This window comes from Rhodoplanes tepidamans, from assembly GCF_030813915.1.
Classification (GTDB): domain Bacteria; phylum Pseudomonadota; class Alphaproteobacteria; order Rhizobiales; family Xanthobacteraceae; genus Rhodoplanes; species Rhodoplanes tepidamans.
In genome coordinates, this window is sequence record NZ_JAUSUJ010000051.1 from 1 (window position 1) to 11119 (window position 11119).

Here is an 11119-nt window from a genome sequence, read left to right on the forward strand (position 1 = left end):
GGCTGGGTGTTGGGGGGCCTCATCGACCCGGGGGGCGGCGTGTTGTCCCGCTACGTGGGGGTGTGGGGGGGGGGCGCGCCGCAGGCGCGCGCCGGGGTGAGGGTTTACGGCGCCGGTCGGCTGGCCTCGGCACCCCCTCACCCGGAGTTCGCGCGAAGGCGCGAGCTCCGACCTCTCCCCGCAGGGGAGAGGTGAAGGAAGCGGAACGTCAGTCTACGCCGCCAGCCGCTCGCCGAGCGCCAGGCCGACGCGGGCCGCGGTGAGGTTGAGCTCGGAAAACTTCTCCGGCGTCTCGCGGCGGATCGCCTCCTCCAGCGAGGCCGGGCGGACGAGGCCGGAGAGGCCGACGAAGGCGCCGAGCGCCACCATGTTGGCGATGCGGGCGTTGCCGGTGGCGACCGCCCGCTCGGCGAGCGGCAGCCGGTGCAGGCGGCGGTCCGCCGCCGCGGCCGTGTCGATGCGGAGATCCGCGATCACCAGCGCATCGGGCTTGGCGAGCGCGATCGAGCGGTCGAAGCCGACCTGGTCGAGCGCGATCAGCGCGTCGAGCCCGGTGACCAGCGGGAAGTCGGAGAGATCCTCGCTCACCACCACGTCGGAATGGCAGAAGCCGCCACGCGAGGTCGGCTCGTAGCTCTGCGACTGCGAGGCGCGCCGGCCCTCGACCGCGAAGGCCTCGAAGAGAATCCGGGCGCCGAGGATCAGGCCCTGGCCGCCCGAGCCGGCGAGGCGGATCTCGCGTCGGTTGGTGCCGGGCGTCATGGCGTGATCTCCCCGCGAATCGCCGCCGCATGGGCGCGCAGCCGCTCGCCGTATTCCGGCAGGTCGCGCTCGACGAACACGCCGGTCGGCAGCGCGTTCGGCCGGAACGGCTGGTCGGGCGCGTCGCGATGCTGCTCGGGGCGCATGTCGGCCTTCTGGCTCAGGATCATCTCGGGCGCCTCGCCGAGATCGTTCTTGCGGCCGTAGATCTCGGTGCAGTCCGACATCACCTCGACGAAGGCGAAGCCCTTGTGGCGCAGCGCCCGGGCGATCAGCGTCTTGAGCGCCGGCGCCTGCCGGGTCACCTCGCGGCCGACGAAGCCGGCGCCCGCCGCGGCGGCGAGCGCGCAGGCGTCGAAGGTCGGCTCGATGGCGCCCGACTGCGTCGTCGAGGTGACGCGGGTCGCCGCGGTGGTCGGCGAGGCCTGTCCGCCCGTCATGCCGTAGACCTCGTTGTTGAGCATCAGGCAGGTGATGTCGAGGTTGCGGCGCGCCGCGTGGATCAGATGGTTGCCGCCGATGGCGAGGCAGTCGCCGTCGCCCGTCACCACCACCACGGTGAGGTCGGGGCGGGCGAGCTTCAGGCCGGTGGCGAAGGCGAGCGGCCGGCCGTGCGTCGTGTGCATCGTGTTGGCGTCGATGTAGCCGCCGACCCGGCCCGAGCAGCCGATGCCGCAGACGACCGCGAGGTCGTCCTTGGCGATGCCGCAGTCGTGCACGGCGGCGAGCAGGGCGCGCAGCGCGATGCCGTGGCCGCAGCCCGGGCACATGAAATGCGGCATGGCGGCGAGCCGCAGCCACTCCCTGGGGTCGAACGGCGCCTTCTGATCGCAGGTCGTCTTGGGCGTGGCGTCAAGCATGGACGGCGAGCTCCCTGACGGCGGCCGTGATCTCGTCGGGCGCGATCGGCTCGCCGTCGATGCGGGTCAGCGGCCGCACCGGCGGCGTGTGGCCGACGATGCGCTGGATCTCGAGCACGAGCTGGCCGGCGTTCATCTCCGGCACCAGCACGGCCCGGGCCCGGCCGGCGAGCCGCGCGAGCGCCGCCTCCGGGAAGGGCCACAGCGTGATCGGGCGGAACAGACCGGCCTTGACGCCGGTCTCGCGCAACGTGGTCACGGCGCGGCGGGCGGCGCGGGCCGTGATGCCGTAGGCGACGATCAGCACCTCGGCGTCCTCGGCGGCGAGCGTCTCGTGCTTCTCGATCAGGGCGCGGTTGACGTCGATCTTGCCGAGCAGGCGCCGCATCATGCGGTCGACCACGGGCGGCGCCTGGGTCGGGAAGCCGCTCTCCGCATGGGTGAGGCCGGTGGTGTGGACGCGGTGGCCGTCGCCGGGCCGCGCCATCGCCGGCACGCCGTCGTCGTCCGCCGCGTAGGGCTCCCAGCCGCTCGCGCCGTTCGCCCATTTGCGCTCGCGCACCCGGACCGCCGAAGGCGCCGGCACCGCGACGCTCTCCAGGAGCTGGGCGATCACCTGGTCGTACAGCACCGTGACCGGCGTGCGCAGGCGCTCGGCGAGGTCGAAGGCGCGGATCGTCTCGGTGTAGATCTCCTGCACCGACGCGGGCGCGAGCGCGACCACGGGACGGTCGCCGTGGCTGCCGAAGCGCGCCTGCATCACGTCGCCCTGGGCGGGACGCGTCGGCATGCCGGTCGAGGGGCCGCCGCGCATCACGTCGACGATCACGCAGGGCGCCTCCACCATGGCGGCGTAGCCGATGTTCTCCTGCATCAGCGAGAAGCCGGGGCCGGAGGTCGCCGTCATGGCGCGCAGGCCGCCGAGCGAGGCGCCGATCACGGCGGCGATCGAGGCGATCTCGTCCTCCATCTGCACGAAGGTGCCGCCGACCTTGGGCATCGCGTGCGACAGGTGCTCGGCGATCTCGCTCGACGGCGTGATCGGATAGCCGGCGAAGAAGCGGCAGCCCGCCGCGATCGCGGCGAGCGCGCAGGCATGGTTGCCGTGCAGGGCCGTGAGCGTGGTCATGCCGGCACTCCCTCGTTGCGCACCGTGACGGCGAAGTCCGGGCACAGCCATTCGCACACCCGGCAGCCCGTGCAGGCGGCCGGCGTCCTCACGATCGCCTTCGGCCCGTCCATGGCGAGGCAGCGCTCCGGGCACAGCTTCACGCAGATGCCGCAGCCCTTGCACCACGCCGCATCGATCGACACGCCGATACGGAGATCCGGACCCGGCGCGACAGCCGCCGCGGCGCTCGCCGCCGGCGCCTCGTCGGGCGCGGGCGGCGTCCAGGCGCGGCCGGCGTCGAAGGCGGCGCGGTTGATCTCGCGCGTGCCCTTCGGAACGATCGCGGCGATCACCTCGTGCCACTCGGCCACGGGGTAGTCGAGCCAGGCCGAGAGGCGGCCGAGCAGCACCGTGTTAGCGGCGCGTGAATCGCCGAGCGCCGTCGCGATGCCGGTCGCATCGAGTGCGCAGCCGTCGGCGTGCCGGCCGACGACGTCCGCAGGCGTTTCCCGGGCGTAGGCGGAGGGAGCGCCGAGCTTGCGGCTGCGGCAGGCGAAGGGCGGCACGATCTTGCGCGTGTCGGCGATGAAGACGCCGCGGCCGGGGCGCAGATGATCGAGCCAGCGCAGCGCCTCGGCCCATTCGAGCGCGATCAGCATGTCGGCCTCGCCGCGCGCGATGGTCGGCGACCACACCTGCTCGGCGAAGCGCACGTGGCTGAACACGATGCCGCCGCGCTTCGCCATGCCGTGCACCTCGCTCTGCTTCACGGCGAAGCCGCGGCGCTGCGCCATCAGGGCGAGGGCCTTGGAGATCATCAGCACGCCCTGGCCGCCGACGCCGACCACCAGGATGTTCAGGCCGGCGCTCGCGGGCCGCGGCGCCGGGGCGAAGTCCTCTTGTGGAAGCGGGCGCATCAGTGGACTCCCGTCGCGACCGGCTGGATGCAGTCGGTCGGGCAGACCTGGGCGCAGATCGTGCAGCCGATGCAGGTCGCGGCGTCGATCGTCACCTTGTGGCGGCCCTCGAACAGCTCGCCCGACCAGGTGATCGAGGGGCAGCCGAGATTCATGCAGGACTGGCAGGCGATGCAGCTCTGCGCCGTCACGGCCACGGGCGCGCCCTTGATCTTCACCGGATCGAGGACGCAGGGGCGCGAGGCGATCACCACCGAGACGCCGCGATGCGCCGTCGCCTCGCGCAGCGTCTGCAGCAGTCGGCCGACCTCGTACGGGTCGACGACCCGCACCCAGTCGATGCCGATGGCGCGGCACAGCGCGGCGGTGTCGACCCGCGGCGCGTCCTCGCCGCGCAGGTCGCGACCGGTGCCGGGATGGTCCTGGCCGCCCGTCATCGCGGTGATGTGGTTGTCGAGGATCAGCACCGTGATGTCGGCCTTGTTGTAGACGGCGTCGATCAGCGGCGGGATGCCGGAATGCAGGAAGGTCGAATCGCCGATGGTGGCGACGACGGGCTTCTCGGGGCCGGCCTTCGCCATGCCGACGGCGTTACCGATGCTGGCGCCCATGCACACGCAGGTGTCCATCGAGCGCAGCGGGTCGATCGCGGCGAGCGTGTAGCAGCCGATGTCGCCGGCGACATGCGCGCCGATGCTGCGCAGCGCGAAGAAGCTCGCGGTGTGCGGGCAACCCGAGCAGAGAACCGGCGGCCGTGCCATCGGCACGATGTCGATCGGCGCGACAGGGGCGGGCGCCTCCATCAGCCCCGCCTTGGCGAGCCCGTCGCGCAGGAGCTCGACCGAGAGCTCGCCGAGGCGCGGAAACAGGCTCTTGCCCTCGGCCGGAATGCCGATGGCGCGAATCGCCTCCTCCAGCGCCGGCTCCAGCTCCTCGACCACGACGACGCGGTCGACCGTGGCGGCGAAGTCGCGGATCGCCTCGACGGCGAGCGGATAGGAGCCGGCGAGCTTGAGCACCGGCAGGTCCGGCGCCGCCTCCTTCACGTACAGATAGGCGAGGCCCGAGGTGACGATGCCGCAGCGCCTGTCCGGCCCGTCCTCGCGCCGCGTCAGCGGCGTCGTTCCCATCCACTCGGCGAGCGCCGCCTCGCGGGCGATCACCTTCGGGTGCAGGCGGCGGGCATTGGCCGGGATCGTCACGGTGCGGGTGTGGTCGCCGACGAAGCCGCGCGACGGCGGCACGCTGCGCGTGCCCACCCGTACGACGCTGCGGGTGTGGGAGAGCCGCGTGGTGCCGCGCAGGATCACCGGCGTGTCGAACCGCTCGCTCAGCTCGAACGCGGCCCTGGTGAACTCCAGCGCCTCCTGGGCGTCGGCCGGCTCCAGCACCGGCACGCCGGCGAGCCGGCAGAACAGCCGCGTGTCCTGCTCGTTCTGCGAGGAGTGGATGCCGGGGTCGTCGCACACCACCAGCACGAGGCCGCCATGCGCGCCGATATAGGAGAAGCTCATCAACGAGTCGGCGGCGACGTTGAGGCCGACATGCTTCATCGCGGCGAGCGCCCGCACGCCGACGAACGAGGCGCCGATCGCGGTGTCGAGCGCAACCTTCTCGTTGGTCGACCACTGCGCCGTCACGTCGGCGGGATCGTACTCGGCGAGGCTCTCGAGGATCTCGGTCGACGGCGTGCCCGGATAGGCGGCCGCGACCTTGACGCCGGCCTCCCAGGCGCCGCGCGCGATCGCCTCGTTGCCGGTGAGCGGCAGCGCCTCGGCGGGCTTCTTGCTCGAGACGGCCCCGGTCTCCTGCGCCAACGCTTCGATGCTCACGGCAAGCTCCCTCCGGTCCGTTCACGCCGACGGACCCCTTGTTTGGAATCACTCTGGTCCGTCTCGTCCGGATCCGAGTTGAGAAAGGTCAAAGGGGGTGGGTGAGAGAGGGGAAGCCTGCCGCATGCGCAGCCTGCTCTCTCCCCCCTTGTGGGGGAGAGGGGGGTGAGCCGCACGGCACATCGCGAGCGCTGTGCCCCCCCTGTGCCTCCCCACAAGGGGGGAGGGGACGCTGGGGCCGCCTGCGCCGTCACGACCGTGAATCTGATCATCCCCCGAGATGCCGCTGGTCCTTCACCCGCACCGCCTTGCCCTGCGAGCGCGGTACCTCGCCGGGGCGCCTCGCGGCGATCTCGCAGCTGATGCCGATGGTCGACTTGATGCGGTGCTGCACGTCGCGGGCGACGCGCGCCAGCGTCTCGTCGTCCTGCGGCACGTCGGGCGCGACCTCGACCTCCACGGTCATGTGATCGAGCGCGTGCCGCCGCGTCAGCACGATCTGATAATGCGGCGCGACGCCGGGCAGGCCGACCAGCACGGACTCGACCTGCGACGGATACACGTTGACGCCGCGGATGATCATCATGTCGTCGTCGCGGCCGGTGACCCGCATGATCCGCACATGGCTGCGGCCGCAGGCGCACGGCTCGTCGATCAGCCGGGTGATGTCGCGGGTGCGGTAGCGCACCATCGGCAGCGCCTCCTTGGTGAGCGTGGTGATCACCAGCTCGCCGGTGGCGCCCATCGGCAGCGGCTCGAGCGTCTTCGGGTCGACGATCTCGAACAGGAAGTGGTCCTCCCAGCCGTGCAGGCCGGCCTGGGCCGTGCACTCGCAGGCGACGCCGGGGCCGAGAATCTCCGACAGCCCGTAGATGTCGATCGCCTGCAGGCCGAGCCGGCGCTCCAGCTCGGCGCGCATCTGCTCGCTCCACGGCTCGGCGCCGAACACGCCGACCCGCAGCTTCAGCGCGTCGCGCCGGATGCCGCTGCTCTCCGCCACCTCGGCGATGTTGAGCGCGTAGGAGGGCGTGCAGCACAGCACGTTGGCGCCGAAGTCGCGCATCAGCGTGACCTGCCGCTCCGTCATGCCGCCCGACACCGGCACCACCATGGCGCCGAGCCGCTCGGCCCCGTAATGCGCGCCGAGGCCGCCGGTGAACAGGCCGTAGCCGTAGGCGACGTGGACGATGTCGTGCCGGGTGGCGCCGGCGCCGACCAGCGAGCGCGCCATCAGGTCGGACCACAGGGCGATGTCGCCCGCCGTGTAGCCGACCACGATCGGCTTGCCGGTGGTGCCGGACGAGGCGTGCACCCGCACCACGTCCTCGCGCGGCACCGCGAACAGCCCGAACGGATAGTTGTCACGCAGGTCCGCCTTGCCGGTGAACGGGAAGTGGCGGATGTCGGCGAGCGTCTTTAGATGGTCCGGGGTGACGCCGCGCGCCTCGAAGCGGCGGCGCATGTGGGGAACGTTGTCCCAGGCGCGGCGCAGCGTCGTCTTCAGGCGCGCGAGCTGCAGGGCGGCGAGCTCGGCCCGCGGCATCGTCTCGGCGGCGGGATCGAACAGCGGGGCCGCCACGGGAGCGGGCTTCAGGGCCGGCCGGTTCATTCATCTCCCCTTCGGTCTGGCGCGCGGCGGCAGGGCGGGTGCCTTGCCGGCCGCGGCGCGGGTGAACGATGTCGGGGGTGAGGGCCGCCGGTCGGTCCGGGAGGTGCTGTGGGCGATGTCTTACGCACGGCAACGAACAGGAACACCGCGGTGGCTCGGAAGCGCTCGCGTCATTGGAATAATAATGAAGTGTCCATACGGGATGCGCCGGCGCAGCGCAATTGCGCAGAATGCCCGACCGGCGAACGAGCATTGCGGCCTGATCAGATCGCGCCGCGGGCGACGGGATGCTGCACCCGCCGCTCATGAATTGCGATGATGGAATATAATCTGTAATTATTCGAATGGCGTGCCGCGGCTGCGGCACGCCGGGGGATCAAGCAAGATTCTGCATTAAGCGAGAAATCGCGTCGGCCAGCACCTGGCAGCCGAGGACGATGTCGGCGTCGGCCGTGTTCTCCGCGACGTGATGGCTGATGCCGCCGATGCTCGGCACGAACAGCATGCCGGCCGGCAGCACGCGGCCGACCTCCATGGCGTCGTGGCCGGCGCCGCTCGGCAGCAGCACGGGCGGATGGCCGGCGGCCACGGCGGCGGCCGACAGCGCCGCGACGATCTCCCGCCCCATGACGGTCGGGGCGACGAGGGTCGTCCGCACCATCGCGATGGCGACGCCGTCCCGGCTCTCCCCCGCGACCCGCTCGGCCAGCGCCGCCTCCATGCGGTCGAGGATCGCGACGTCGAGGTCGCGCATCTCCACCGCCATCTCGGCCTCGCCCGGCACCACGTTGGCGGCGCCGGGGCGGAACGTCATGGCGCCGATGTTCCACACCGTCTCGGGCCCGCCGAGCGCCGGGAACGTCTCGCCGATCCAGGCGGCGAGCCGCACCAGCGCGGCGCCGGCGTCGCGCCGCATCCCCATCGGGGTGGTGCCGGCGTGGTTGGCGGCGCCGGTCGCGGTGATCCGGAAGCGGCGGATGCCGGTGATGCCGGTGACCACGCCGATTTTCTGCCCGGAGGCCTCCAGCCGCGGGCCCTGCTCGATATGGGCCTCCAGGAACGCCACATGGCGGGTCGGGTCGAGCCGGAACGGCGCCGGCTCGCCCGCGAGGGGCGCCAGCGCGTCGGCGAGCGTCCTCCCGTCCTCGGCGCGGGCGGCGTCGATCTCGCCGTCCTTCAGGGTGCCGCAGAAGGCGCGGCTGCCCAGGAAGGGCAGATAAGTGCCTTCCTCGTCCTGGAACGAGACCACGTCGATTCCGACCGGGCCGCCGCCCGCCTCGCGGAACGCACGGGCGATCTCCAGCCCGTAGATCACGCCCATGGCGCCGTCGAGCCAGCCGCCGCGCGGCACCGTGTCGGAGTGCGAGCCGACCAGGATCGCCCGCGCGGCCCGCGGGTCGCGCCCCAGCACGTTGCCGAGCCGGTCCATGCCGGCGTCGAGGCCGGCCGCGGCGAGCCGGTCGACCAGCCAGCGGCGGGCGGCGAGGTCGTCGGCCGAGAGGGCGATGCGGTCGACCCCGGGGGCGAGGCCGCCGAAGCGGGCGAGGGTGCGCAGGTCGTCGAGCAGGCGGTCGCCGCGGATCGCGGGCATGCGGGCAGGCTCCGGAAAACGCATGTCGCCGCCGCGACTTGCGTCGCGGCGGGCGAAACTCTGGGGCAATGCGAGCCGGGGATCAGGCTTTCGGCACGACGATGCGCCGATAGAGATGCCAGGTCGCGTGACCCAGCACTGGTAGCACGATCACGAGCCCGAGGAAGCCCGGCAGCGAGGCGACGATCATCAGGAGCACGATCGTGGCCGCCCAGCCGATCATCGGCAGCGGGCTCGTCACCACGGCCCGCACACTGGTGATCATGGCGGTGACGAAGTCGACGTCGCGGTCGAGCAGCAGCGGGAACGACACCACGGTGAGCGAGAACAGGACCAGCGACAGCGCCGCCCCGACCACGTGCCCGATCAGCAGGAACATCCATCCCTCCGGCGTGGTGGTCACCACGGTGAGGAACTCCTGCATGGAGGTGAAGCTGCGCAGGCCGAGCATGAGGGCGAGCAGCAGGCGCACCTGGTACATCCAGACGACGAAGACGAACAGCGTCACGAAGGCCATCCAGCCGAGCTCGCGGTGGCGCTGCTCGAACACGGTGCCGAGCACGCCGGACCAGGAGAGCGGCACCCCGGCTTCGCGCCGCCGGCTGACCTCGTAGAGGCCGACGGCGACGAACGGCCCGAGCAGGGCGAAGCCGGCGGCGAGCGGGTAGGCCAGATAGCCGACCCCGGCCCAGAACGTGCAGGCCACGATGGCGAGCCCGCCGGCGGCGTAGAAGGCGCCGAAGGCGAGGCCGTAGAGCGGCGCCGCCTGGAAGTCGCGCAGGCCCTGGATCATGGCCTCCGCGATGTCGCGCACCGTGACGGCGCGGACCTGCGGATCGGCCCGGCGGGCGACCGCCGGAGCGGCCTCCGCCGCGGCTTCGGGCAGAGTCGTGGATGGACTGGTGGACAGGCTGCTGGACAGGCCGGTGGTGTGGACGGCGTCCTGGTGGCTCATGGCGACCCCCTTGGCACGCTGGCGTTTCCTCGACCCGTAGAGTTGCGGAGGCGCCTCCGGCTGGCAAGGGGGCGTGAGCCCGCACCCGATCACCATCGCGAGATGGGGGCGGGCTCGCCCAGGGCAGGCTCGGCCGCATGACGACGGGATCGACGCCGTCGATCCGCACGCTGCCGTCGATCAGCGGGCGGCTGCGGTCGTAGGCGCCGACCGCGACCGACAGGCGCAGGTCGGGAATGGGGGCGTGTCTCTCGTGCTCTCGGTGTTGCGGGGGCGGGACGAGGTACATTGAACCCGGACGGGGGCCGGAGCGTTGGCGGACGCGGGCGTCGGGGCCGGCAGTCTCCTGAAGTGGCGCGGGCAAGCGCTGCGACGGTTCTGGTCGCGGTCGGGCGGGCAGGGCGCGGGGTGGGCGCGAACGGGTCCCGAAGGCAAGCGCGATGGCGGCCACGCGGGCCGTCGCCACCGGCCGTCCCGCGGCCGGACCAACGGGAGCTACCGGCTTGCACGACGTCCTCGACGATCCCCATCGCCTCGGTCATCCCCGGCCGTCCCCCGGCCTGCCGCGCAAGGCCTTCCGGACCTTCGTCCACTTCTTCTCCTATCACCTGTTCCTCAAGCGGCGCAGCCGCCGCACCGTCGACGCGGCGGGCTTCCGGCTCGCCGTGCTGCCGACCGTGTTCGACCCGCGCCGCTTCCTCACCAGCGAGTATTTCGCCGGCTTCATCGGCACGCTCGATCTCGACGGCCTGCGGGTGGCCGATGTCGGCACTGGGTCCGGGATCCTGGCGCTCGCCGCGGCGCGGGCCGGCGCCGCGCAGGTGCTCGCCGTCGACATCAATCCCAACGCCGTCCGCGCGGCGGTCGAGAACGCCGCCGCCAACGGCCTCGCCGACCGGGTCGACGGGATCGGCTCCAACCTGCTGTCGGCGGTGGCGGCGCGGCCGCTGTTCGACGTGATCATCTCCAGCCCGCCCTCCTTTCCGGGCGAGCCGCGCGACGTCGCCGACCGCGCCTGGGTGGCCGGCCCGGACTATCGCGACATCGCCGGCCTGTTCGTCCAGGCGCGCGAGCGGCTGCGGTCGGACGGCCGCATGTACGTGCTGTTCTCCTCCGACTCGGACCTGCACCGGCTCGGCGCCCTGATCAGCGAGGCCGGCTTCGCGGCCCGCCTGGTCGGCGACCGCTCGATCGTGCTCGAAACCTTCATTCTCTACGAGCTGCGGCCGGTGTGAGCCCCGAGGCCGCCGTCGGCGGGGGTTTGCGGCGCCGCGGCCGATCGCCTAGGGTCCGGCCGCGGCGATCCGGCCGCGGCAACCGACGCGACCTTCGATGACCTCTCCGGCCCCGATTTCCTCAGCCGCCCCGGCTCCGGCGGCCTCCGGCCCCTCCACCTCGCTTCCCCGCCTGATCGTCCCGCGCCGGTTCTCGGATTCGCGCGGGTGGTTCTGCGAGACGTTCAACGCGCGTCGGCTGCTGGAT

At 72.4% G+C, this 11119-nt stretch carries 10 protein-coding genes; 1 reads left to right on the forward strand and 9 read right to left on the reverse strand.

Features of this window, described 5'->3' with window-relative positions:
- Positions 1-213: 213 nt before the first annotated feature.
- The 8 genes from J2S22_RS30695 to J2S22_RS30730 all read right to left on the reverse strand — a co-directional run bounded on the left by J2S22_RS30695 (position 214) and on the right by J2S22_RS30730 (position 9637).
- Complete coding sequence (locus tag J2S22_RS30695; protein WP_272780803.1) at positions 214-762, reverse strand: 2-oxoacid:acceptor oxidoreductase family protein; 549 nt, start codon at positions 760-762, stop codon at positions 214-216.
- Entirely contained in the window at positions 759-1622 is an 864-nt protein-coding gene (locus J2S22_RS30700) for a thiamine pyrophosphate-dependent enzyme (RefSeq protein ID WP_272780802.1), read from the reverse strand. The genes J2S22_RS30695 and J2S22_RS30700 overlap by 4 nt, the downstream gene beginning before the upstream one ends.
- The gene (locus J2S22_RS30705; RefSeq protein WP_272780801.1) at positions 1615-2751 is read right to left on the reverse strand and encodes a 2-oxoacid:acceptor oxidoreductase subunit alpha; all 1137 of its coding nucleotides are present in this window, start codon (positions 2749-2751) and stop codon (positions 1615-1617) included. Before J2S22_RS30705 ends, J2S22_RS30700 begins: the two co-directional genes overlap by 8 nt.
- A complete protein-coding gene (locus J2S22_RS30710) occupies positions 2748-3650 on the reverse strand; it encodes a 2-oxoacid:acceptor oxidoreductase family protein (RefSeq protein WP_272780800.1) in 903 nt (300 codons plus the stop codon). The genes J2S22_RS30705 and J2S22_RS30710 overlap by 4 nt, the downstream gene beginning before the upstream one ends.
- Positions 3650-5482, reverse strand: coding sequence for an indolepyruvate ferredoxin oxidoreductase subunit alpha (iorA, locus tag J2S22_RS30715; protein WP_307155920.1), 1833 nt, complete (start codon positions 5480-5482; stop codon positions 3650-3652). Before iorA ends, J2S22_RS30710 begins: the two co-directional genes overlap by 1 nt.
- A gap of 268 nt (positions 5483-5750) precedes the next feature.
- Positions 5751-7091 carry a phenylacetate--CoA ligase family protein gene (locus J2S22_RS30720; protein ID WP_272780799.1) on the reverse strand — a complete coding sequence of 447 codons (1341 nt, stop codon included), beginning with the start codon at positions 7089-7091 and terminating at the stop codon, positions 5751-5753.
- 376 nt (positions 7092-7467) lie between these two features.
- The gene (locus J2S22_RS30725) at positions 7468-8682 is read right to left on the reverse strand and encodes a M20 family metallo-hydrolase (RefSeq protein WP_272780798.1); all 1215 of its coding nucleotides are present in this window, start codon (positions 8680-8682) and stop codon (positions 7468-7470) included.
- A gap of 82 nt (positions 8683-8764) precedes the next feature.
- Positions 8765-9637 (reverse strand): DUF2189 domain-containing protein, encoded by an 873-nt coding sequence (locus J2S22_RS30730; RefSeq protein WP_272780797.1) that lies wholly within the window; start codon positions 9635-9637, stop codon positions 8765-8767.
- Positions 9638-10140: 503 nt separating this feature from the next.
- Here J2S22_RS30730 and J2S22_RS30735 point away from each other — a divergent pair.
- Entirely contained in the window at positions 10141-10872 is a 732-nt protein-coding gene (locus J2S22_RS30735; RefSeq protein ID WP_272780796.1) for a 50S ribosomal protein L11 methyltransferase, read from the forward strand.
- A gap of 48 nt (positions 10873-10920) precedes the next feature.
- On the opposite strand, the gene J2S22_RS30740 is transcribed toward J2S22_RS30735, so the two are convergent.
- On the reverse strand, positions 10921-11119 hold a 199-nt coding region (locus J2S22_RS30740), incomplete at its 5' end, for a hypothetical protein (protein WP_307155921.1).